Consider the following 23969-nt stretch of genomic DNA (forward strand, 5'->3'; position numbering starts at 1 on the left):
GGGCCACGAGCCTGCGTGGATCGGCCACGGAGAAGGCGGTGTCGTTCATCGCCATCGGGCCGGTCACGAGTGCAGCGATCGCCTCCGGCAGCGTTGATCCCGACGCCTGCTCGATAACCGCGCTGAGCACGTCGAGGCTCATCGAATAGCCCCAGCCGTGTCCGGGCGGATAGGACAGCGGGATGTCGGTGAGCTTGGCGATGAGGGCGGGGAAATCATCGTCGGTGTCATCGAGGCCGCTGCTGATGGCGTGCCGATGGTAGGGGCCGTCGCCTTGCTCCATGAACACGTAGCTCAAGCCGGCGCTGTGCGTCAGGAGTTGGCGGACGGTGATCCGAGGCTCGGTGCCGTCCGGTAGCCGCGGCCTGAACGCGGGCAGCCATTCTGACACGGTATCGTCGAGACCGATGGTGCCGCTTTGCACCAGATTGAGAGCGGCGACCGTGATGATCGGCTTTGCGACCGAGGAGAGCAAGAAGATGCTGTCCTCGGTCATTGGCCGGTCGGCTTCGCGGTCCGCGAGCCCGGCGGCCCGTTTGTAGGCGGGCTCACCGTCGACGAGGATCTCGACGACCTTCCGACGATACGCTGTTCATCCAGAGCCTCAGCAATCACCCGGTCGAGTTCGGCCTTCAGCCGCTTCCGCCGCTCCGATCTTCCTTGCCGTGCCGCGGTTGTATCCATGATTGCCTCTGCGTCTCCAAACTGCGGCCCGATCGGCGCTTCAGGGCGAAAGACGGGCTCCCGGACAAAGGCAATCCCATTCGCACCGAAAGTCGATTGTCTGTCCACGTATGGGAGGCATACGCGCCTGCACGAAGTAGCAGTCGTCGTCCGGCGCTAGAAACGGTGCGACAGCATCAGATGGAGTCGGGTTGATGAACACAAACGATCTTGGATTCGCAGGAAAGGTTGCTTTGGTCGCAGGCGCCAGCAAGGGTATCGGCGCGGCCACTGCCCGCGCCTTTGCGCAGGCCGGCGCATCCGTTGTCCTTCTTTCCCGTTCGCAGACGGCGGTCGAGGCGTTGGCGATTTCCATCCGCGAGGCGGGCGGGGACGCACTGGCGATCGCCACGGATGTCGGCGACGAGATTGCCATGAAGCAGGCGCTTGCAAGCGTGGTGCAACACTATGGCCGGCTCGACGCCGCCTTCAATAATGCGACGGATGGAACCATGCCGGCGCCGCTTGCCAATCTCGATATCGAAGGTTTCGATCGTGGCATTCGCACCAATGTTCGTGGCACCTTTCTCGGCATGCGTTATCAGATCGAAGCGATGGCGCGTGGCGGCGGCGGTGCGATCGTCAACATGGCCTCCGTCGCCGGCATCAACGGCACCTCCGGGCTTTCCGCCTATGTGAGTGCAAAGGCAGGGATCATCGGGCTGACCAAGGCCGCGGCGCTCGATTACGCCGACCAGGGAATCCGGATCAATGTCGTCGCGCCCGGGCCGATCCTCACCCACCATCTCGAAGCTGCAGGCGCGGAAATCCAGCGGCACGCAGCACTTTCGACGCCGATGCGTCGGCTTGGTAGCGTCGAGGAGGTGGCCGCAAGCGTCCTCTGGCTCTGTTCCGATGAGGCGAGCTACATTACCGGCGTGGTTCTGCCGATCGATGGGGGCATGACGGCGGGCACGAAAGTGCCTATGAATTACCGCCGAGGCGAACCGCCTCGGCCAGCTGAACCCTGAGGTGCCTGTGGACTGGGAAGAACTCCATCTTGTTCAGCTGCTGGCATGCCACGGCTCGCTGAGCGCGGCGGCGCGGGCTCTGGGCACGACCCAGCCGACACTCAGCCGCCGCCTCGATGTGTTCGAGCAAAAGGCACAGCAAAAGTTGTTCGAACGACAGCCAGGCGGCCTTGTGCCGACGGCGGCGTGCCTGTCCATTCTGTCGGCGCTTGAGCAGATGGAGGCGAATGCGCTGGCGGTCGAGCGACGCCTGGCGGCACAGGACGACGCGCTGGCGGGCACCATCACCGTGACCAGCCTCGACTGGCTCGGAGATTATCTGCTCGCTCCGATGCTCACGAGATTTGCCGCTGCCCATCCCGGCGTCGCCATTCATCTGTTGAACGACGCTCGGCGCTTCAACCTGTCCCGGCGGGATGCCGATATCGCCTTCCGTTTCGGCGGCTTCGACCAGAGCGATACCGTCGAGCGCAAGGTTTCCGATATCCGCTACGGCCTGTTTGCAACGCAGGCCTACCTCGATCGTTTAGGCCATCCGAACGCGACGGGGCACGGTCACGCCATCGTCGAACTGGCCGAGGTGCCGGTGCGGGTGTCGCTCTCGACCTGGCTGAAAGATCGTTTGCCGGATGCGAGGGTAATCTTGCGCGCGAACTCGATCCGCTCGCAACTGAGTGCGGTCGAAACCGGCGCGGCGCTCGCGACGCTTCCGCATTTCCTGGCGGTCGGTCGGGACGGCCTTGTACCCGTGGACCTCGGCATTGCTGCACCGATCCTGCCGCTGAAGCTCGGTGTTCACCCGGAGATACGTGATCTGCCGCGTGTGCGAAAACTCATAGACTTCGCCGTCCTAGAGTTCGCCGCGCTGCGGTCGAAACTCAACCCACACAGCTGAACCGTGCGCAACGCCGGGCGACCGCGGCGCGAAGTGCCTTCGGCGCGCCGCAACGAAAACGCGAAAATTTCTTCGCCGTCGATGTCGGGCCGGGAAACCGCCGCACGTCTTAATCTCGACAGCGGTGCCCAGCCGCACTGACAACAAGGAGATTGAGAATGTTGCGTACCGCTTTGATCGCTGGCGTTCTGCTGATGTCCGGCACCGCATTTGCCGAGGCTGAGACCGTCGAAGTCAACGGCATGAAGATGTATTACGAGGTCTCGGGCGAGGGAGAGCCGCTGGTCGTGCTGCACGGCGCCTATATGAACATTCCGTCGATGGGCGCGATCATTCCGAAGCTGGCCGAGACCCACAAGGTCTATGCGATCGAGCTCCAGGGTCATGGTCGCACCACCGATATCGATCGCCCGATCACCTATCCGAACCTCGCGGACGACGTCGCCGCCTTCATGGATGCCGTCGATCTCAAGAAGGCCGATGTCTTCGGCTACTCGATGGGTGCGGCTGCCGGCCTGCAGCTGGCGATCCGTCATCCGGAGAAGGTGAACAAGCTTGCGGCCGCGTCCGTCGGCTACGATGCCGAGGGCTGGCAGCCGGAATTCAAAGCATTCATCCCGCAGATGACCGTCGAGATGTTCGTCGGCATGCCCTTTGCCGAAGACTACCGCAAGCTCGCCGCCAATCCGGATGGCTTTCCAGATTTGGTCAAGAAGCTTATCCAGCTCGAAAAAGAACCGATGGCCTGGGAGGCGGACGTCAAGGCGCTGAAGGCGCCGGTTCTTGTCATCGCCGGCGATGCCGATGTGGCGACGTTGGAGCACACGCTGGCATTGTTCCGCCTGCTCGGCGGCGGCGCGATGGGCGACATGGGCAAGCCTCTGGCTGCCTCGCGCCTCGCCATCCTGCCGGCAACGTCGCACACCGCAGTCATCAACCAGACGGACCTGCTCTACGCTTTCATCGAACCCTTCCTGAAGGGTGAGACGCCGAAGGGCATGTTCCAGTAGGATTCGACCGGCGCCATCTCCAGAGGGATGGCGCCAGCGCAACAACACTCGTGGCCGCCTAGATCACTTCATTGTTTCATCCGGACGGAAAACCGTTTCGCACTTTTCCTGGAATTGCTCTAACGCAGACGCCTTCCGTCTGCGTCGAACACCAAAACGGCGGCCGGATCGAAGCGGGCGGCGATGCTGTCGCCGGATTTGAGACCGCGGCCGTTCTTCGTTTCGATGATGATCAATTCGCCGTCGCCATGGCGGGCATAGGCGAAGGTCTCGCCGCCGAGGTGTTCCAGCATGTCGATCGTCAGATCGAGGCTTGCCGAGCCGCTGTCGCCGAAATGTTCGGGCCGGATGCCTATGGTCACGGAGCTCCCAGGCGTAGCCTCCTTGATGGCCACTGGAATAGTCGCGTTGCCGAAGTCGGGCAGACGTACCTGCGTTCCGCCAGCGTCGACGATCCCCTTCAAGAAGTTCATTTTCGGTGAGCCGATGAAGCCGGCGACGAAGAGATTGGCGGGATCGTCGTAAAGGTCGAGCGGCGAGCCGACCTGTTCGACCACGCCGCCGCGCATGACGACGATCTTGTCGGCAAGTGTCATTGCCTCGACCTGGTCATGGGTGACGTAGATGATCGTGGTCGCGAGCTTCTTGTGCAGCCTGGCGATCTCGATGCGCATGTGGACGCGCAGTTCGGCATCGAGATTGGAGAGCGGCTCGTCGAAGAGGAAAATCTTCGGGTGCCGCACGATTGCCCGACCAATCGCCACCCGCTGGCGCTGGCCGCCGGAAAGCTGTTTCGGCTTGCGATCGAGCAGCGGACCCAGCTCCAGGATGTTCGCAGCCTCACCGACCCGTTGTTCGATCTCGGCCTTCGGCACGCCGGCAAAACGCAGCGCGAAGCCCATGTTTTCCCGCACAGTCATATGCGGGTAGAGCGCATAGGACTGGAACACCATCGCGATGCCGCGCTTTGACGGATCGACATCGTTCATCCGCTCGCCGTCGATCGTGAGATCACCGGATGTGATCTCTTCGAGACCGGCGATCATCCGAAGCAGGGTCGACTTGCCGCAGCCGGACGGACCGACGAAGACGACGAACTCGCCGGTCTTGATGTCGAGGTCGACCCCCTTGATGACCTCGAAGTTGCCGTAGGACTTTCTAACGTCGCTGAGTTGGAGTTCGCTCATGCAGCCGCTGCCTCGCTTGCCACTGCCGAAAGTTCCAGTCTTACGGATCCAAGCCGTGTCGAGGTTACCGCGACGGCGATGCCGCCAGTAGCCCCCGTCGTCTCCAGCCAGAAGCCCGTCGAACCACCCTGGAAGACCAGGCGCTCAGGCCCAAGCAATCGGGCAGGGCCGGTGACGGTGACGTCGACCGCATCGTTGAGGAACGGCAGGACGTTGCCAGCCTGGTCGAGCGCGCGCACGATCACGCGAACACTGTCACGCCCTTCGGTCCGCAGTGTGGTGTTGTCTGCCACGACCTCGAGCGTTGTCGGTACCGGATCGGCGACCATGCGGAGGCTGGCAACGGCCTTGCCGTCGATGAAGCCGGTGAACGCGGCGTCTTCCCACTTCATGCCCCAGACGCCGAGTTCGTCCTTGGTGAAGTGGCGGTGGTCGATGACCACAGGCGGATGCGGCAGATGCGGGAAATTTTCGCGGTCCGGACCAACGCGCTTCACCAGCGAGCCGTATTTCAGCTCGACCTCGTCGCAATTGGTGAGCACGATCAAAGGCAGCACGCCGCCGATATTGCGCTCACCGCGCGCCCAGAAAGTGACCGGCTTCATCACCACTTCCTCCGACGGCTCGCATTGGCTGGCGTAGACATAGGCTGCAAACTTCGGCTGGCGGAACATGTCCATGACGCCGTGATAGCAGATCCGGTCGCCGGAGCCGAAATCCTTGTGGGTGTTGTAGTCGAACATGCACCAGCCGATGGCGCCGGAGATGCTGGGGTCACCATGCGCGGCGTTCAGCACCTCCAGGTGCCGGCGCACATGCTCGGCCTGTCGCTGCTCCTGATCGTAAATCTTCGTCGGGTACATGTGGCCGCCGAATTCGGTGATGAGGTAGGGCACCTTGCGATTGAGCCCGGTGCACTCCTGCTGTGGGCGCAGCGCCGTGCGCGGGCGGTTTGCCCCCGGCAGTTCCTCGTTGCCGAGGATGAAGTCGTTCATCGTGTAGACGTCTTCGAGGAACTCGCTGTCGGTGATGTAGCGCACGCCGCCGGTTTGCCGCGTCAGGTCGAGTTCACGCGCCAGCCGGTTGGTCTCGACGTAGAAATCGTGGGAATCCTGCGACTCGTTGATGCGCACGCCCCAGATGATGATCGACGGGTGGTTCCAGTCGCGCTCGATCATGCGGCGGACGTTTTGGATCGCCTCCTGCTTCCAGGCCTCACCGCCGATATGCTGCCAGCCGGGGATTTCCTCGAAGACGAGCAGGCCGATGCGGTCGCAATGGTCGAGAAACCATTTGGATTGCGGATAGTGCGAGGTGCGGACAAGGTTGCAATGTAGCGTGTTCTTCAGGATCTCGGCGTCGCGCTCCTGGGCCGTCCGGCCCATGGCATAGCCGACATAGGGGAAGGCCTGGTGGCGGTTGAGACCACGGATCTTCAGCGGCCGGCCGTTGAGCTTGAAACCTTCCGTGGTGAATTCCGCGGTGCGGAAACCGAAGCGCGACGAGAGCCGGTCGCTGCCGCGATCGCTGCGCAGTTGCACCTCCGCCTCGTAGAGGACGGGACTGTCGATATCCCAGAGCGAAAGTCCCTTGAGGCCGGTGATGTCAAGTGTGACGCTCTCGCCGCGGGTCTCGCCGATGGCTTCCGCCAGCACCTTGCCGTCCTTGTCCTTGAGCAGTGCCGTGACAGTTCCGGTGAGCGTCAAGCTTTGCGGATTGGCGAGATCGCAACGGACAGAGACGGACTTGGCGTCGCTGAGGACATCGCGGGTCTCGATCTTGATGTTGGCGACCGAAACCGCGTCGGTGACCTTCAGCCAGACGTCGCGATAGATGCCGGCATAGGTCAGATAATCGATGCGGCCGCCGAAGGGCGGGATCTCCGGGTTCTCGCTGCCGTCGATCTTGACAGTGATCAGGTTATCGCCCTCCCGCAGCCTGTCGGTCAGGCGCGCTTCGAAGGGCGTATAGCCGTCCTTGTGGGCAACGATCTCTTCGCCGTTGAGATAGACGACGGCATCGGCCATCGCAGCGTCGAAGACGAGCGAGACCTCGCGGCCATGGAACTCCCGACGCCAGGCGAGCGGCTTTTGATAGGTGAAAGCGCGCTGATAGGAGGCCTCGTCGAAGTAATTGAACGGCAGTTCCACCGCATTGTGCGGCAGGCTCACGGGCCTGCCCGCCTGCAGGCGGCCGGCTTCAGTGGCGGCGAAGCCTTCGGAGAAGACCCAGGAATCGTTGAAAGAGGTAACAGAACGCATCATCATTCCTATTTGACTGAGCCCAGCATTCCCTGGACGAATTGGCGTTGCATGAAGAAGAAGACCGCGAGGGTGGGAAGCGTTGCGAGGATGGTGCCGACCATGACGACGCCGTAATCGGGGTAGTAGGCGGAGGCGAGCGAGGAGACGACGAGTGTGATTGTCTTCGTCTCGTTCGACTGCAGCACGATTAGCGGCCAGAGATAGTTGTTCCAGGCCGTCATGAAGACGATGATGAAGGCGGCCGCATAGGTCGAGCGCATCACCGGCACGTAGATGTAGAGAAAGATCTGCCATTCCTTCAGCCCGTCGACCTTGGCTGCATCGCGCAGCTCCGAAGGGAACGCCTTGGTGCACTGGCGGAAGTAAAAGACGATGAAGGCCGAGCCGATCGACGGCAAGACGACCGCGAGGTGGGTGTTGATCAGCCCCGCCTTGCCCATCATGATGAAGAGCGGGATCATCAGCGCCGCAAACGGGATCATCATCGTCAACAATAACGCGCTGTAGATGCGGTCGCGGCTGCGCGAGCGGAACATCTCGAAGCCATAGCCGGCAAGCGACGAGACGGCGAGCGTCAACGCTGTCGCCAGAATGGCGATCTTGGCCGAATTCCAGAAGACCAGCGGTGCATTCACCTGGGTGAAGAAAGTGGCGATGTTGGTGGCAAGCGCGCTGCCCGGCATCATCCTGCCCTTGATGATGTCGATCGACGAATTGGTGGCGCCGAGCAGCATCCAGACGAAGGGAAAGATCGAGAGAAAGGCCATCAGCCCGACGAAGCCGTAGGTGACGATGGTGCCGACGATGCGTGTGGTTCCATTGTTCATCGGTCGCGCTCCCGTGCCGCGAAGAATTGCAGGCAGGCGAGCAGGGCGACGAGCACCACGATCACATAGGAGACCGTCGCCGCGTAGCCGAAATTCGGCATGAAGCGGAAGGTCAGGTTGTAGATATAGAGCGACAGGGTCAGCGTGGCGTTGGACGGTCCGCCTTTGCCTTCGGTGAGGTTATAGACCTCGTCGAAGAGCTGGATCGTGCCGATCGTCGAGATGATCGTGGTGAACAGGATGACGGGCTTCAACAGCGGGATAGTGATGTGGGTGAAACGCGCCCAGGCAGGCACCCCGTCGATCCGCGCGACCTCATAGATCGACTTGTCGATGTTCTGCATCGCCGCGAGATAGAAGATCATGTTGTAGCCGGTCCAGCGCCAGGTGATGGCGAGGATGACGAGCACCTTCGCCCAGAAGGGATGGGTCAGCCACGGGATCGGCGAGGCGATGATGCCGATCGCCTCAAGCGTCGAGTTGACGACGCCATCGAGCGCGAACATGCCCTTGAACAGCACCGAATAGGCGACGAGCGAGGTGACGCAGGGCAGGAAGATGGCGGTGCGGAAGAACCCTCGCCCGACGAGCCTCGGATTGTTGAGCAATGACGCCAGGATTAGCGCCAGCAAGATCATGATCGGCACCTGCACGACGAAATAGGTCAGCGTGTTGGTGAGCGCCTTGATGAAGACCGGGTCGTTCCAGAGACGGACGATGTTGGCGAAGCCGGCGAATTTCAGCATCATGCCGCGGCCGGACTGGAACGACATCCAGAGCGACCAGACGATCGGATAGATCATGAAAAGGGCGATCAGCCCGAGCGCCGGCGCGACGAAGAGCCAGCCATTGACGTTGTAATATCGGCCGATGCCGCCGCGACGCGCGAGAGCCATCATCATCCCCATGGATAGCAGGAGCCGTTGGCCGCGGCGCAATCGCCGCGGCCTACAGCGCCGCGCGTCTTCAAGACGCGCCAAGAACGCTGTAACACTTTGAATTGCTGCATAATTTTTCCCTCAAATCGACTTCGACTTGAGGAATTATGCAGTTGTGGTGCAGACAATCGCCGTAGCGATTACTGGACCTGTGCGCTGACCTCGGCGTCGATCGCCTTCAGCACATCGTCGACCGGTGTTCCCTGCTGCAGCGCCGGCAATTGCGCGGTGACGGCGGTGTCCGCCTCGTTGGTGAAGACGCCGTAGTTGACCGAGGGAACCTTCGCGAGCCAGTCGGAGAAGTTCTGCCAGACCTTTTCACCGCCGAAGAAGGCATCGGCCTCGCCATAGGCGGCTCCGCCGCGGGCGGCGAGCAGCGAACCGACGGCGCCGCGGTCTTGCAGGATCGTCTGGTAGAAATCGACGTCCTTGGCGTAGACCGCGTTCAGGAAGTCGACCGCCTCGGCTTTCTCGGCCGAACTTTCGAGCACGTACCAGCTCGATCCGCCGAGGTTCGAGGCGTGCGTCGCGCCGTCGATCGAAAGGGCCGGGATCGGTGCTACGCCCCACTTGCCCGCTTGGTCCGGCTGCGCCTTGACGGTACCGGTGATCCAGACGCCGGTGATGACGGTGGCGACGTCACCGGACGTGAAGGTTCCGACCCAATCGGCCCAGCCGGCGGCGGGTTTGTAGATGTTGGAAGACATGATCTTGCCGACCGTCTCCAACGCTCCCTTCAGCGCGGCGTTGCCGGTGATGTTCGCCTTGCCTTCCTTGTCGAAGTACCATTGCCCGGCCGATTGCATGATGATGCGCACGAGGCCGGCGTCGGTCGGGTCGAGACCCATCATCTTCTTGCCGGTCTTGGCTTCGACCTGCTGGCCGATCTCGATGAAACGGTCCCAGGTGATGCCCTGCATGTCCTCCGGCTTGAAGCCTGCCTGCTCCAGATAGTCCTTGCGATAATAGAGGCCGGTGACGCCGGAATCGAAGGGCATGCCGTAGACCTGGCCATCCAGCGTCATCAGCTCGACCTTATAGGGAGCAAAGCCGGAGTAATCGACAGTGCCGGACAGCGGCGCAAAGGCGCCGGGGAAGGACTGCAGATACTTCTGTGCGCCATAATCCTCGATCAGCACGATATCGGGCAGGGCATCCGCCGTGCCGGACGAAAGGCCGGTCTGCAGCTTCTGCTCGACGTCGGCCTTGGCGAAATCGACGATGTTGAAGGTGACGTCCGGATGCGTCTTGGTATAGCGCGCGCCGGCCTCCTTCATGATCGCGACGTTGAAGTTCGGATCCCAGCACCAGACGGTGATTTCCTTGGCTTGCGCCGCAGTCACCGCCAAGAGGCTGGCGCCGGCGAGCGCGATGGCGCTAAAGCGCGGCAGATAGATACGCATGTCCATTGTTTTCCTCCCTCGAATTTCGTTCCCCGAGACGTTCCTCCTGGTCTCGGCGCGGAGTATTTCGCAAAATTCTGAAGAAGGCAATATTTCAGTAAATTTTTACCACCGTGTTTTTTACCGGCTGTATTACGGGCCAGCAACGGAGCCCGTCGTGGCCGTGCTGCCGCGCCAGACCATCTCTGTTCCGAGGATCACCTTTTTGGCGACGTCGCGTCCGGTCAGGCGCTCGATCAATAGGTCGACGGCCGTCTCGCCGATCATTTCGGCCGGGATCTTGACCGTCGAAAGCGGCGGGCCGAGAAACTGCGCGACCGGGATGTCGTTGAAGCTTGCCACGGCGACATCGTCAGGGATTCGAAGGCCCATCTCGTGAATGGCCCGGTAGGCGCCGATCGCCATGTTGTCGTTGCAGGTGACCAGGATCTTGGGCGGGTTGGGTTTCGACAGCATCGCCTTGGCGAGCGTATAGCCGCTGTCCGGCGTCAGCTTCTCGACCATACAGAGTTCCGGATCGTAGAGGCCGGCCTTCGTCATCCAGTGGATGAACGCGCGGCAGCGGCGCTCCGAATGGATGTCGTCCTTGTCGCGGAAGGCGTCGATCCAGCCGAGAAAGCCGATTCGGCGGTAACCCATGCCGTATATGCCTTGAAGCAGGCGGTTCATGGCCACGGACACGTCGCTCATCACGCTGTCGTCGACATCGTCGTCGGGGGCGAAATCGGCAAAGACCAGGTGGCGGCTGTGCCGCCGCAGCCAGTGAACCTCTTCGCCGTAATGGTGGCCGACGGCAACGACGCCGTTGGCGCCCTGCAGGATCGCCGCCTCCGGCAGGTTGCCGTTGTGGAAGACCTTGACCACCTCGATCTTCAGCGCCTGGCAGCGGTTTTCGATGCCGAGCCTGACGCCGACATAATAAGGATCGATCAGTTCCTGGGCGGGCTGGAGGAAATGCACCAGCGCGAATTTCAGGCCCTGCATCGGTCCCGCGCCGCGCCCGCGGTTGCGGGGCGTCGCATAGTTCAGCGCCTCGGCCGTTTCGATGATCGCCTGCCGCTTCTTGGTGGAGATCGAAAGCGTTGGATCGTAATTCAGCACCCGTGAGACGGTCGCCGAAGAGACCCCGACAGCCGAAGCGATTTCCTTGATTGTTACCATGTCCAACGTCCTGCCCGCCGCCGCAACCCAGGCTTCGGGCGCGGCGCAATCTTTATTTAGTAAAATTTTGCTCGGGTTTTTTCAATCTCTGGGCGTTGTATTTCGTTCGTCGAGCGTGACGCAACCGCGCTTGAGATCACGCAGCGCGGCCGGTTGCCAGTGCCTGCGCCTGAAGCTCTTCGGAAAGGAACGCCCACAGTGCTGAGACCGGGCGGGATGACAGGCCCTGGTGATCGGCCGCGAAAAGCCCGAGTTCGATCACCGGGGCGGGCGGCAGGCCCTCTTCGGTCCCGAGGACCCGCATCGTGTTGGCGCGGATATTGAGATCCAGCAGAACGGCGATGCCGAGCCCCGCCTCGATCATCGACTGGATCGAGGAGAGGCTGGCGCTCGTCAGCACCGTGCGCCAAGGCCGACCCCCGCCCTTTAGCGCTTCAATCATCTTGTGGCGCCAGGTGCAGACCCCGTCGAAGGTGACGAGCGGCAAAGGCCCTTCCTCCGGGAGCACAAAGCCGCGCGCCGCGACCCAGCGCAGCGGCAGCCGCCAGGTGAGGATCGGCTCACCACGGATCAGGGCCGGATCGCCGATCGCGACATCGAGCTGACCCTGCGACAGCTTCTCCGACAACACGGTGCTTTCGGTGACCGTCAGTTCGAGCGCCACGTTCGGATGACATTCGGCGAAGCGCTGCAGTGCCCTTGGCAGCGAGCCGACGGCGATGTCCTCGATCATGCCGAAGCGGATCGGGCCCTGGAGCGCCTGCCCGNGGCTCCTTCGCTCAGCCCCAGCATCTTCTGGGCATAGGGAAACAGCACATGCCCGGCTTCGGTCAGGTCCATGCCTCTGGTGCTGCGGTTCAAAAGCCTGGCGCCGAGATCGTCCTCCAGCCGGCGCAACTGCATGCTGACGGCGGCTTGAGTCCGGGCCAGCCGCTGGGCAGCACCGCTGACGCTGCCGCATTCGGCGATCACGACGAAGGCGCGCAGCAGGACGATGTCCAGATCATGCATATAACGATCCCTTATGGCGACATCACAACTATTAGCGTTCATTATTGTGCCGGGATTGCTATGTCTTTTCAAGCGCAACGGGAGAATGGACATGGCGGAAACGGAGACGACGGCGGATAGCGGGTGGAGCGGGCAGGGTACGACGGACGATTCCACAGGGCGTGTCTCTGTCGCGATCGTTTTTTGTTTGCTCTCCATGTCGAGTGTGCAGTTCGGCGCTGCACTCTCCAAGCCGGCGATGGAAAGCGTCGGGGCTTTTGGCGCGACCTGGCTGCGGCTCTCCTGGGCGGCGGCATTCCTGCTGCTCCTCGTCCGCCCACCCTTCCTCAGCTACACCCGGGCGCAGTGGCTTTCGGCGCTCTCGCTCGGCGCCACGATGGCCGTGATGACGCTCTGTTTCTTTGCAGCCATCGCGCGCATCCCGCTCGGGCTTGCGGTGGCGATCGAGTTTCTCGGTCCGTTGACGGTCGCTGCGATTTTCGGCGGCCGTGGCTGGCGCCTGCTTTGCCCCGTTATCGCCGCCGCCGGCGTACTCTGCCTCTCCTGGGACGGTACCGCCTGGGTGGCGGATACGCGCGGGCTGCTTTTCGCCTTCGGCGCGGCGATCGGCTGGGGCGGTTACATCGTGTTGATGAAAAATGCCGGCCAACGCTTCAGGGGATTGGAGGGACTTGCTGTTTCGCTGCTGTTTGCAGCAGTCTTCGCGATGCCGTTCGGGCTGCATCAGGTTCAATCCGGTTTCTCCTTCGACATGCTGCTGATGACGGCTGGGCTCGCCATTCTGGTGCCGTTGCTCCCCTACGCGCTCGAGTTCATGGCGCTCCGTCGCATGCAGCCGTCGGCCTTCGGCATCCTGATGAGCCTTGAGCCGGCCATCGGCGCCGGCGCCGGCTTCCTCGTTCTCGGGCAGGCGCTCTCCCTCAATCAGATCTTCGGCGTGGTTCTCGTGATGACCGCCAGCGCCGCCGGCACATTGCTGGCGAGGGCCTAGCGCGTAGCGGAAGGCGCCTGTTTTCGCCCGCTAGTCCTCTGAACGTTCCGACGCTCCCGCGTCGGGGTCGGCCGGCCCGCGTTCAGCCTTCTGCGACCTCCGATGAATTTCATCGACGTCTTGCGCGTTAGATGAAAAGTGCCCGTTTACAAAAGTAATATTATATGATTTTTTCTCGATGGCTGCTTGGAGGCAGCTTTCTTTGGGAGGAAATCATGAAAATCGCCAAGGCACTTGCGAGTGCAACGATCCTTGCTGCCTGCACGCTCGGCAGTGCTTCCGCGGCCGATCTGGTCGTCGGCTTTTCGCAGATCGGCTCGGAGTCCGGCTGGCGCGCCGCCGAGACGACGCTGACCAAGCAGCAGGCAGAGCAGCGCGGCATCGACCTCAAATTCGCTGATGCGCAGCAGAAACAGGAAAACCAGATCAAGGCGATCCGCTCCTTCATCGCGCAGGGCGTGAACGCCATCCTCGTCGCCCCGGTCGTCGCTACCGGCTGGGACGAGGTGCTGCAGGAAGCAAAGGACGCGGAAATTCCGGTCATCCTGCTCGACCGCACCGTCGATGCCTCGAAGGATCTCTATCTGACCGCGGTAACTTCCGACCTCGTGCACGAAGGCAATGTTGCCGGCAAGTGGCTCGTCGACGCCACGGCAGGCAAGCCCTGCAACGTCGTCGAGCTTCAGGGCACGACCGGCTCCTCGCCGGCAATCGACCGCAAGAAGGGCTTTGAGCAGGCGCTTTCCGGCCACGACAACCTGAAAATCGTCCGCAGCCAGACCGGCGACTTCACCCGCACCAAGGGCAAGGAAGTCATGGAAAGCTTCCTCAAGGCGGAGGACGGCGGCAAGAACATCTGCGCGCTCTATGCCCACAACGACGACATGGCGGTCGGCGCCATCCAGGCGATCAAGGAAGCCGGCCTGAAGCCGGGCAAGGATATACTTGTCGTTTCGATCGATGCCGTTCCGGACATCTTCCAGGCGATGGCCGCCGGTGAAGCCAATGCCACGGTCGAGCTGACGCCGAACATGGCCGGCCCCGCCTTCGATGCGCTTGCCGCGTACCAGAAGGATGGCACGGCACCGCCGAAGTGGATCCAGACGGAATCGAAACTTTACACTCAGGCCGACGAGCCGCTGAAGGTCTACGAGGAAAAGAAGGGCCTCGGCTACTGATGTCGGCCGTGGCCCGCGCTGCTTCTCGCGCGGGCCACGCTCTTTTCCAAGTTTCCGGCTGAAGAGCGCTGCTTGTCGCAGACAGGCGCCGTGCTTCTCGTCCGACAGATACCAGCATCGCGGAGACGGTACCGATGCAGACCAATGACCACATTCTCCAGGCGATCCGGATCGAAAAGACCTTCCCGGGCACAAGGGCCCTCGACAAGGTCGATTTTCACCTGCGGCGCGGAGAAGTTCATGCGCTGCTTGGCGAAAACGGCGCCGGCAAGTCTACTCTTATCAAATGCCTGACCGGCGCCTACCGCCGCGACGGCGGCGCCATCCTGCTCGATGACGCGGAGGTCGATCCGCGCGACACGTTCGAGGCCCAGACGCTCGGTATCGGCACGGTCTACCAGGAGGTCAACCTGCTGGCGAACCTGACCGTTGCCGAAAATCTCTTTCTCGGGCGCCAGCCCCGGCGCTTCGGCATGGTCGACGTTAGCGCCATGAACCGTCGTGCGCAGGAGCTGCTCGCCGACTATGAACTCGACATCGACGTCACCCGCGATCTTGCAAGCTATTCGGTCGCGATCCAGCAGGTCGTCGCCATCGCCCGCGCGGTCGATCTCTCAGGCAAGGTGTTGATTCTCGACGAGCCGACGGCAAGCCTCGACGCGCACGAGGTGGCGATGCTGTTTCGCATTGTCCGGCGCCTCAAGGCGCGTGGGCTCGGCATCATCTTCGTCACCCACTTCCTTGAACAGGTCTACGAGGTTTCAGACCGGATAACGGTGCTCAGGAACGGGCAACTCGTCGGGACCCGTGAAACTGCCAATCTTGATCGGCGCGAACTGATCGCGATGATGATCGGCCGTGAACTGGCGGCGGAAATCCACGCACCGCGCGCGCAGGCCCAGGAAGGACCGTTGCGCTACCGGTTTCGCAATTACGGTCGCAAGGGTCGCGTCCGTCCCTTCGACCTCGATGTCCGCGCTGGTGAAGTCGTCGGCATGGCGGGCCTGCTCGGCTCCGGTCGCACGGAAACGGCGGAGCTTCTCTTCGGGGCCCATCGTGCCGACAGCGGCGAGGCCGAGATCGACGGCCGCGCGGTCGACCTCTCATCACCGCGTACCGCCATCCGCCATCGCTTCGGCTTCTGCCCGGAGGACCGCAAGACATCAGGCATCATCGGCGACCTCTCGGTACGCGAGAACATCGTGCTCGCCCTGCAGGCGCGCCGTGGCTGGACACGGCCGATCGCCCGGGCGGAACAGAACCGGCTGGCGGACCACTACATCCGCGCGCTCGATATCCGCACGGCCGATCGCGAAAAGCCAATCAAGCTCTTGTCCGGCGGCAACCAGCAGAAGGCGATCCTGGCGCGCTGGCTCGCGACCGAGCCCGAATTCCTGATTCTCGACGAGCCGACGCGCGGTATCGACGTCGGCGCCCATGCGGAGATCGTCAAGCTCATCGAGGCGCTGCGCGAGAAGGGGCTGTCGCTGATCGTCGTCTCGTCAGAGATCGAGGAACTGGTCGCCTACAGCACGCGGATCATCGTGCTTCGGGATCGCGCCCATGTCGCCGAACTCGACGGCAACCGGATTACCGCCCACCAGATCGTCGAAGCGATCGCCGCAACCAATGAAAGAAGGACGTCGTGATCGCGACCATCAGGCTCTACTTCAACCGGTTGCTACCGCAACTGATCGCGCTTGGCGTCATCATCGTGGCGGTTTCGCTCGTGTTTCCCGGCTTCCTCAACCTGGAAATCCAGAACGACCGGCTTTATGGCAGCCTCATCGACATCCTTAATCGCGGCGCCCCTGTGGTGCTGCTGGCAATCGGCATGACGGTCGTCATTGCCACCAAGGGCATCGACCTCTCGGTCGGCGCGGTCATGGCGATCTGCGGCGCTACCGCGGCTGCTTGTATCACGTCGGGACATTCGGTCGCCGCAACCCTGCTGATCACGCTTGCCGTCGGTATCCTTTGCGGTCTGTGGAACGGGGTGCTGGTGGCGGTGCTCGACATCCAGCCGATCATTGCGACACTGGTCCTGATGGTCGCCGGGCGCGGTATTGCCCAGCTCATCACCGAGGGCGCGATCCTGACCTTCAATGATCCCGGCCTCGCCTTCATCGGCAGCGGTTCCTTCGCGGGCCTGCCGATGCCGGTCGTGATCTGGCTGGTCTTCGGCGTGCTGATCGCCATGCTCGTCCGACGGACGGCGCTCGGCATGCTGATCGAAGCGATCGGCGTCAATCGTCAGGCGAGTACGCTGTCCGGCGTGCTAACGCCCGTGCTGCTGATCGCCGCCTATGTTCTTTCCGGCCTTTGTGCGGCCATCGCCGGCATCATTGCCGCCGCCGATATTCGTGGCGCTGATGCCAACAACGCCGGGCTCTGGCTGGAGCTCGACGCCATCCTCTCGGTCGTGGTCGGCGGCACATCCCTGCTCGGCGGCCGCTTCAGCATTGCCGCATCGGTGCTCGGTGCGATCATCATCCAGGCGATCAACACCGGCATTCTTCTTTCCGGCTTCCCGCCGGAGTTCAACCTGATCATCAAGGCCGCGATCATTGTCTTCATCCTGGTGCTTCAGTCGCCGCGGTTCCGCACCGCCTTTTCCTTCTTGGTGCCGGCGCGTGGCGCGAGCAAACCGAGCGAACGAGCTGCAAAATGAAGCCGAAATATCTTCCGCTGATCGCGACGCTCGTGATCTTTCTTCTCGGCTATGCGCTTTGCGTCGCGCAGTATCCGAACATCCTCTCCACGCGGGTGATTGGAAACCTTTTGACCGACAATGCCTTCCTCGGCATCGCGGCCGTCGGGATGACCTTCGTCATCCTCTCGGGCGGCATTGATCTCTCCATCGGTTCGGTCATCGCGTTCACCGGCGTTTTCCTGGCCGTCGTGCTGGAACACACGAGCATCCACCCACTCGTCGCCTTCGCGATGGTTCTAACGATCGCGACGCTGTTCGGCGCGGCGATGGGGGCGATCATCCACTATCTGGAGATGCCCGCCTTCATCGTCACGCTTGCGGGCATGTTTCTCGCGCGCGGCGTTGCCTTTGTGCTGTCGATCGATTCCATTCCGATCAAGCATCCATTCTACGCGACGCTGAAAAGCCTCTACTTCAAGCTGCCTGGCGGCGGGCGCATCACGCTGATCGGCGGGTTGATGCTGTTCGTCTTCGCCATCGGCATCGTGCTGGCGCATCGCACCCGTTTCGGCACCAACGTCTACGCGCTCGGCGGTGGCACGGCGACCGCGCGGCTGATGGGCGTTCCGGTCGCGGCGACGACGATCCGCATCTACGCCTTTTCGGGCCTGTTGGCGGGGCTGTCCGGCATCGTCTTTTCGCTCTACACGTCGGCCGGCTACTCGCTGGCCGCCGTCGGCGTCGAACTGGACGCGATCACTGCGGTCGTCATCGGCGGGACGCTCCTGACCGGCGGTTCGGGGTTCGTCGCCGGCACGCTGGTGGGCATCCTCATCCAGGGTCTGATCCAGACCTACATCACTTTCGACGGATCGCTGTCGAGCTGGTGGACGAAGATCCTGATCGGCCTTCTGCTGTTTGCTTTCATCCTCTTGCAGAAGGGCATCATCTACGTCTCGCGTCATCGCCGACAGCCGGCGTGATCTGGCAAGGACCGTGCGATGTGGCCATTCTTCCAGCCGCCGCGCAAAAGGACGAGCCACCGGCTCGTCGTCGAAGAGCTCGGCCAGGCGGTTGTCGCAGGGGAATTCGCCGTCGGCGCCATCCTGCCCGGAGACGTGGAGCTTGCGGCACGATTCAACGTCTCCCGCACGGTTCTGCGGGAAGCAATGAAGACGCTCGCCGCCAAGGGGCTCGTCGTCGCGCGCGCCCGCATCGGCACACGCGTGATGCCGCGGGCGAGCTGGAACCTCTTCGACGGCGACGTGCTTACCTGGCATTTCCGGGCCGGTGTCGATGAGGAGTTCCTGCGCCATGTCACCGAGGTCCGTCTCGCTCTGGAACCCTATGCGGCTGGGCTGGCTGCGCGCCGCGCCACGGACGCCGATATCTCCCATATGATGCGGCTGGCGGTCGCCATGGGCGATGCCGGGCACAGCGCGCAAACGCTGGCGCGCGCCGATCTCGAATTCCACCTCCGCCTGCTCGAGGCTTCGCTCAATCCGTTCATGCAGACCGTCGGCAGCCTGATCGAGGCGGCGCTGATGGGCGTTTTCCGGTTGAGCAACGCGGCGGCCGATGGCGCCGAGATCGATCGTGTCGCAGTAGCGCATATCCGCATCGTCGAGGAAATCCGGCTTCGCAACGAGGAAGGTGCACGAAGCGCGATGGAGCATGTGATAGGCGTGGGGCAGCAACAGTTGATCGCACATTTGAGGGCGCGCGGCTGATCCGGAGGTGAGCGCCGGACGCTCCGCAGACGAGTTGTCACAAAGCATTTTCTGCGCAGCTTGGCTTTGTCCGTCGCGTGGGCGTAGGGTCGGCGAAGATGCCGGCGCAACTTTTGCCGCCGGCGAAGGCGAGCGGAGAGCAGGGTGACGGAACAGGACGTTCTGATCGTCGGTGCGGGACCGACGGGGCTGGTGCTTGCTCTCTGGCTGACCGCCCAGGGGGTGAAGGTGCGCATCGTCGACAAGAATACCGGTCCTGGCCCGACGTCGCGGGCGATGGTGGTGCATGCGCGCACGCTTGAACTCTATCGCCAGCTCGATCTCGCGACAGCGGTGATCGCGGCCGGACACCGCAACCCGTCCGTCAACCTTTGGGCGAAAGGCAGGATCAGGGCGCATATCCCGTTTGGCCCCACCGGTGCGGAGCTGACGCCCTACCCCTTTGTCCTGGTCTATCCGCAGGATCATCATGAGCGCTTGCTGACCGAGCGATTGGAAACCATGGGCGTCACCGTCGAGCGGCAGACCGAGCTGGTCGACTTCGAAGACGCGGGCGGCGCGGTCCGCGCGTGCCTTCGGCTGCCTGACGGCAGCGAGGAGGTCTGTGCCGCGCGATACCTCGCCGGCTGCGACGGAGCCCGTTCAGCGGTGCGGCACAAGCTCGCGGTCGGGTTCGAGGGCGGCACCTATCATCAGACTTTCTACGTCGCCGACGTCGAGGTGAGCGGCCCGACGGCCAATGGTGAGGCGCATATTTCGCTCGAAAGCAGCGACTTCGTAGCACTCCTCGCCTATGCCGAGGGGCGGGGACGCCTAATTGGCCTGGTCCGTGACGAGCGCGAAGACGTGAGCAAGCTCACCTTCAAGGACGTCGGGCACCGCGCCATCGAGGGGCTGCAGCTCACCATCGACAAGGTCAACTGGTTCTCGACCTATCGCGTCCATCATCGTGTGGCTGACCGCTTTCGGGAGGGGCGTGCCTTCCTGCTGGGGGACGCGGCGCATGTGCACAGCCCAGTCGGCGGCCAGGGCATGAACACCGGGATCGGCGACGCGATCAATCTTGCGTGGAAGCTCGCGGCGGTGCTGAGGGGACGAGCGCCCGATGGTCTTCTCGACAGCTATGAGCGCGAACGCGCCGGCTTCGCGCACCAGCTCGTGGAGACCACCGATCGCCTGTTCACCTTCGTGACGGCAGAGGGCCGCTTCGCGGACTTTTTGCGGGTCGAGATCGCGCCGGTTCTGGCAGGTGTCGCCTACCGCATCGGCGGCATCAGGGCATTTCTGTTCCGGATCCTCTCGCAAACCCAGCTGAACTATCGTGGCGGACCTTTAAGCCGCGGCAAGGCCGGCAGGGTGGACGGCGGAGATCGGCTTCCCTGGGTCTTGGTCAATGGTCTCGACAACTACCCGCCCCTTGCCGCCATCACCTGGCAAGTTCATGTCTATGGAGCGGCGTCCGGGGAATTGAAACAATGGTGCGCGACGCGCCATGTGCCGCTCCATGTATTTCCCTGGACGGAGGAACACACGGCGGCAGGGCTGGCCATCGATGCCGCCTATCTCTTGCGCCCCGATACCTACGTGGCGGTTGCCGCTTTGGAGCAGGCGCCCGATGTGTTCGACGCCTATCTGGCGGACGTGGAGATCACCCTCTGCTGACGCGCGCCGTCGCAACAGGGGCCTGGCAACCCCGAAGGCAGTTCCTGTTGGGATTGCGGGGCAGGCGGATCCAACGCCGATTGGCGGAAAGGGTCGAATGGAAAAGGGGCCGGACCGGCCCCGTTGTCGATGTTGCCGTCGGGTCGTCAAGCCTATCCATGGCTGGTTGGTGTCTGGGCGCCGCTCTCCGCCGCGTCGCTTTCTGCCGACGCGCCGTGCGCTCCGACCGGGTGCATGGAAATGCCGGCGAGTTTGTGGCCGCGCTCGCGCAGCCACTGGAAGGCGACGTAGAGCGCCGGGATGACGAAGATGCCGACGAGTGCTGCGGCAAGCATGCCGCCGGCAACGCCGGTGCCGACCGCGCGACGGCTAAGTTCGCCGGCGCCCTTGGCGACCACCAGCGGCACCAGGCCGACGATGAAGGCGAAGCTCGTCATCATCACGGCGCGGAAGCGGGCGCGCGCCCCTTCGATCGCCGCATCGACGATCGAAGCGCCGGCTTCGCGGTGCGCCTTGGCGAACTCGACGATCAGGATCGCGTTCTTCGATGCGAGCGCGATCAAAACGACGAGGCCGATCTGGGCATAGATGTCGAAGGAAAGCCCGGCGACGAGCACCGACAGCAGCGCACCTGATACGCCGAAGGCGACCGACAGCAGCACCGGTACCGGGATCGTCCAGCTTTCATAAAGCGCCACGAGGAAGAGGTAGGCGAAGAGCACGGCCATCGCCAGGATGGCGGTGGTCTTGCCGGCCGCTTCCAGTTCCTGCAGCGCCGTTCCGGTCCATTCGTAGCTGTATCCGGGCGGCAATGTCGAAGCGGAGAGCGCCTCCATCGCGGCAAGCGCCTCACCGGACGAATGTCCCGCGGACGGCTGGCCGTTCAGCGTGATCGAGCGATAGTTGTTGTAGCGCACGATCGATTGCGGGCCGACGATATAGTCGACCTTGGCGACCGAAGCGACCGGCACCATGTCGCCGTTTGCGTTGCGCACGTGCAGACGCTGAATGTCGTCGACGGCGTTTCGGTCCGCCTGAGAAGCCTGCATCGTCACCTTCCAGGTGCGGCCGAAGAGGTTGAAGTCGTTGACATAGTAGCTGCCGAGCGTGCCCTGCAGCGTGGTGAAGAGATCGCTCACCGAGACGCCGAGCGATTGTAGCCGGTCGCGGTCGATATCGAGATAGAGCTGCGGCGAGCTCGCCGAATAGGTTGTAAAGGTGGGGCCAAGCGCCGGGTTCTGGTTGGCGGCGATGATCAGGCCGCCCGCCGTTGCCGAAAGATCGGCGACCGAACGACCCTGCAGATCGAGCAGCTGATATTCGAAGCCCGATCCGGTGCCGAGGCCCATGATCGGCGGCAGGTTGAAGGCGAAGATCTGTGCGCCGCGGATCGCCTGACCCTTGGCCATGGTCGTGCGGATCGCCGCTTCGACGCCGGCCGCATCACTTAGGCGCTCTGCGAAGGGCTTCATGGTGACGATCGCGAAAGCCGAGTTGGACTTCGACAGGCCATCGAGGAAGGAGTAGCCGGTGACGGTGATCACATTGGCGACCCCCTCGATGTCGCCAAGCATCGTCTCCACCTGTTTCACCACCGCGTCGGTACGGTTGTACGAGGCGCCTTCCGGCAGGCGGATTTCGGTAAAGAAGGCGCCCTGGTCTTCCGCCGGCAGGAAGCCGGTCGGCACGACACGGAAGAGGACGCCGGTGGCGACGAAGGCGACGGCCAGCAACGCAAGCCCGATGATCGCGCGGCGGGCGATGTGGCCGGCGACAAAGGCATAACCGTCGCGCCCCTTGTCGATGGTGCGCGAAATGTAGCCGAGAATGCCGCGCTTCGGCCCATGATGCGGCTTCAGAAGCACGGCGCAGAGCGCCGGGCTGAGCGTCAGCGCGTTGATCGCCGAGATCACCATCGACACCGAGACCGCGACGGCGAACTGCTGGAACAGCTGGCCGCTCAAGCCCGGGATGAAGGCGACGGGGACGAAGACCGACAGCAGCACGAGCGTGATCGCGACGATGGCGCCGGTGATTTCACCCATCGCACGACGCGCGGCTTCCGCTGCTGAGAGGCCGGGATTTTCCTCCATCACCCGCTCGACGTTTTCGACGACCACGATGGCGTCGTCGACGACGATACCGATCGCCAGAACCAATGCCAGCAACGACACGGTGTTGAGCGAAAAGCCCATGGCGAGCAGCACCGCGAAAGTGCCGATCAGGGCGACCGGAACGGCGACGAGCGGGATCAGCGTTGCCCGCCAGTTCCCGAGGAACAGGAAGACGATGATAATGACGAGGACGAAGGCCTCGAACAACGTTTCCTCGACATTGTCGACGCTGGCTTCGACGAACTGCGCCGTGTCATAGGACACCGAATAGGTGAGGCCCGGCGGGAACGATTTCGACAAGCGTTCCATCGCCTCCTGCACGCCCTTGGCGGCGGCAAGCGCGTTGGCGCCCGGCGCCTGATAGGTGCCGATCATGGCAACAGGCTTGCCATTGATCCGGGCGTTGGAGTCCGAACTGGCCGCCCCGAGCTCGACACGAGCAACGTCGCGGATGCGCACATAGGAACCATCGGGCCGCGCGCGCAACACCACATCCTCAAACTGCTTGGGATCGGTCAGACGGCCTTGGGTCTGGAGATTCAGCTGGAACAGCGGATCGTCGGTCATCGGCTGGGCGCCGATGCGACCGATCGCGGCCTGAACGTTCTGCGCCTTCAACGCATTGATCACGTCGGTCGGCGTCAGGTCCAGGCTCGTCATGCGGTCGATGTCGAGGACGACGCGCATGGAGTAGTCCTGAGCGCCGAAGAGCTGAGCATCGCCGACGCCGGGCACGCGCTTGACCGTGTCGAGCACGTTGATCGTGGCGTAGTTGGACAGGAACAGGGAATCGAAGTTCTGCTTCTCGTCCGCAGCAAAGATGGTGATCACCTGCATCAGCGCGGACGACTTCTTGCGCACGCTGACGCCGCTCTGCTTGACCTCGGACGGTAGACCCGCTTCGGCCAGCGACACGCGGTTCTGCACGTTGACGGTGGCGATGTCAGGGTCGGTCCCGACGGCGAAGGTGACGGTCAATGTATAGGAGCCGTCGGCGCCGCTCGTCGATTTCATGTAGAGCATGTCGTCGACGCCGACGACCTTGCTCTCGATCGGCTGGGCAACGGTGGTTTCCACCACGTCGGCGCCGGCGCCTGGATAGCTTGCCGTGACGCTGACCTGCGGCGGCACGATGTCGGGGAACTGCGCGATCGGCAGACGGGTGAGCGCCAGCAGGCCCGCCAGCGTCAGCACGATGGAAATGACCGTGGCGAAGCGCGGGCGATCGATGAAGATCTCTGAAATCATCGC

The 23969-nt window shown here is 63.0% G+C and carries 20 protein-coding genes; 10 read left to right on the plus strand and 10 right to left on the minus strand.

All coding sequences use genetic code 11. From position 1 onward, the window contains the following. A partial coding sequence (locus ACTJKE_RS19385; protein WP_440692134.1) for a serine hydrolase domain-containing protein occupies positions 1–565 on the minus strand: 565 nt, incomplete at its 3' end. Positions 566–878: 313 nt separating this feature from the next. Here ACTJKE_RS19385 and ACTJKE_RS19390 point away from each other — a divergent pair. The 3 genes from ACTJKE_RS19390 to ACTJKE_RS19400 all read left to right on the plus strand — a co-directional run bounded on the left by ACTJKE_RS19390 (position 879) and on the right by ACTJKE_RS19400 (position 3599). After that, a complete protein-coding gene (locus ACTJKE_RS19390) occupies positions 879–1694 on the plus strand; it encodes an SDR family NAD(P)-dependent oxidoreductase (RefSeq protein ID WP_058329944.1) in 816 nt (271 codons plus the stop codon). A 7-nt stretch (positions 1695–1701) separates the two neighbouring features. Beyond that, on the plus strand, positions 1702–2589 hold the full coding sequence (locus ACTJKE_RS19395) for a LysR family transcriptional regulator (protein ID WP_058329943.1): 888 nt from the start codon (positions 1702–1704) through the stop codon (positions 2587–2589). Positions 2590–2747: 158 nt separating this feature from the next. Continuing rightward, complete coding sequence (locus ACTJKE_RS19400; protein ID WP_113511950.1) at positions 2748–3599, plus strand: alpha/beta fold hydrolase; 852 nt, start codon at positions 2748–2750, stop codon at positions 3597–3599. 119 nt (positions 3600–3718) lie between these two features. Here ACTJKE_RS19400 and ACTJKE_RS19405 read toward each other — a convergent pair whose 3' ends face one another. The 8 genes from ACTJKE_RS19405 to ACTJKE_RS19440 all read right to left on the minus strand — a co-directional run bounded on the left by ACTJKE_RS19405 (position 3719) and on the right by ACTJKE_RS19440 (position 12588). Beyond that, positions 3719–4786: an ABC transporter ATP-binding protein gene (locus tag ACTJKE_RS19405; RefSeq protein ID WP_058324432.1), complete on the minus strand. Its 1068-nt coding sequence runs from the start codon at positions 4784–4786 to the stop codon at positions 3719–3721. Continuing rightward, complete coding sequence (locus tag ACTJKE_RS19410; RefSeq protein ID WP_058330129.1) at positions 4783–7047, minus strand: glycoside hydrolase family 2 protein; 2265 nt, start codon at positions 7045–7047, stop codon at positions 4783–4785. The genes ACTJKE_RS19405 and ACTJKE_RS19410 overlap by 4 nt, the downstream gene beginning before the upstream one ends. Positions 7048–7055: 8 nt before the next feature. Further along, entirely contained in the window at positions 7056–7877 is an 822-nt protein-coding gene (locus tag ACTJKE_RS19415; RefSeq protein WP_058329942.1) for a carbohydrate ABC transporter permease, read from the minus strand. After that, positions 7874–8773: a carbohydrate ABC transporter permease gene (locus ACTJKE_RS19420; protein ID WP_058330128.1), complete on the minus strand. Its 900-nt coding sequence runs from the start codon at positions 8771–8773 to the stop codon at positions 7874–7876. The genes ACTJKE_RS19415 and ACTJKE_RS19420 overlap by 4 nt, the downstream gene beginning before the upstream one ends. 182 nt (positions 8774–8955) lie before the next feature. After that, positions 8956–10224, minus strand: coding sequence for an ABC transporter substrate-binding protein (locus ACTJKE_RS19425; RefSeq protein WP_058329941.1), 1269 nt, complete (start codon positions 10222–10224; stop codon positions 8956–8958). A 126-nt stretch (positions 10225–10350) separates the two neighbouring features. Then, entirely contained in the window at positions 10351–11379 is a 1029-nt protein-coding gene (locus ACTJKE_RS19430) for a LacI family DNA-binding transcriptional regulator (RefSeq protein WP_058324429.1), read from the minus strand. Positions 11380–11515: 136 nt separating this feature from the next. Continuing rightward, positions 11516–12112 (minus strand): LysR substrate-binding domain-containing protein, encoded by a 597-nt coding sequence (locus ACTJKE_RS19435; protein WP_440692119.1) that lies wholly within the window; start codon positions 12110–12112, stop codon positions 11516–11518. Further along, entirely contained in the window at positions 12109–12588 is a 480-nt protein-coding gene (locus ACTJKE_RS19440; RefSeq protein ID WP_440692121.1) for a LysR family transcriptional regulator, read from the minus strand. Before ACTJKE_RS19440 ends, ACTJKE_RS19435 begins: the two co-directional genes overlap by 4 nt. Here ACTJKE_RS19440 and ACTJKE_RS19445 point away from each other — a divergent pair. The 7 genes from ACTJKE_RS19445 (at position 12476) to ACTJKE_RS19475 (ending at position 20604) form a co-directional block, all read left to right on the plus strand. Continuing rightward, positions 12476–13381 carry an EamA family transporter gene (locus ACTJKE_RS19445; protein ID WP_058329938.1) on the plus strand — a complete coding sequence of 302 codons (906 nt, stop codon included), beginning with the start codon at positions 12476–12478 and terminating at the stop codon, positions 13379–13381. The two genes, ACTJKE_RS19440 and ACTJKE_RS19445, sit on opposite strands and share 113 nt — an antisense overlap. 215 nt (positions 13382–13596) lie before the next feature. Continuing rightward, the gene (gene ytfQ, locus ACTJKE_RS19450) at positions 13597–14559 is read left to right on the plus strand and encodes a galactofuranose ABC transporter, galactofuranose-binding protein YtfQ (protein WP_057255557.1); all 963 of its coding nucleotides are present in this window, start codon (positions 13597–13599) and stop codon (positions 14557–14559) included. 134 nt (positions 14560–14693) lie between these two features. Then, on the plus strand, positions 14694–16208 hold the full coding sequence (gene ytfR / locus ACTJKE_RS19455) for a galactofuranose ABC transporter, ATP-binding protein YtfR (protein ID WP_440692123.1): 1515 nt from the start codon (positions 14694–14696) through the stop codon (positions 16206–16208). Beyond that, positions 16205–17230: an ABC transporter permease gene (locus ACTJKE_RS19460; RefSeq protein WP_057255430.1), complete on the plus strand. Its 1026-nt coding sequence runs from the start codon at positions 16205–16207 to the stop codon at positions 17228–17230. Before ytfR ends, ACTJKE_RS19460 begins: the two co-directional genes overlap by 4 nt. Next, positions 17227–18195, plus strand: a complete 969-nt coding sequence (yjfF, locus tag ACTJKE_RS19465) for a galactofuranose ABC transporter, permease protein YjfF (RefSeq protein WP_057255431.1) — start codon at positions 17227–17229, stop codon at positions 18193–18195. Before ACTJKE_RS19460 ends, yjfF begins: the two co-directional genes overlap by 4 nt. 18 nt (positions 18196–18213) lie before the next feature. Further along, positions 18214–18942 (plus strand): FadR/GntR family transcriptional regulator, encoded by a 729-nt coding sequence (locus ACTJKE_RS19470; protein WP_058329936.1) that lies wholly within the window; start codon positions 18214–18216, stop codon positions 18940–18942. 144 nt (positions 18943–19086) lie between these two features. Further along, positions 19087–20604 carry an FAD-dependent monooxygenase gene (locus ACTJKE_RS19475; RefSeq protein ID WP_058329935.1) on the plus strand — a complete coding sequence of 506 codons (1518 nt, stop codon included), beginning with the start codon at positions 19087–19089 and terminating at the stop codon, positions 20602–20604. Positions 20605–20756: 152 nt separating this feature from the next. Here ACTJKE_RS19475 and ACTJKE_RS19480 read toward each other — a convergent pair whose 3' ends face one another. Next, on the minus strand, positions 20757–23966 hold the full coding sequence (locus ACTJKE_RS19480; RefSeq protein ID WP_058329934.1) for an efflux RND transporter permease subunit: 3210 nt from the start codon (positions 23964–23966) through the stop codon (positions 20757–20759). Positions 23967–23969: the final 3 nt, after the last annotated feature.

Source organism: Ensifer sp. 22521 (assembly GCF_052044795.1).
GTDB lineage: Bacteria > Pseudomonadota > Alphaproteobacteria > Rhizobiales > Rhizobiaceae > Ensifer.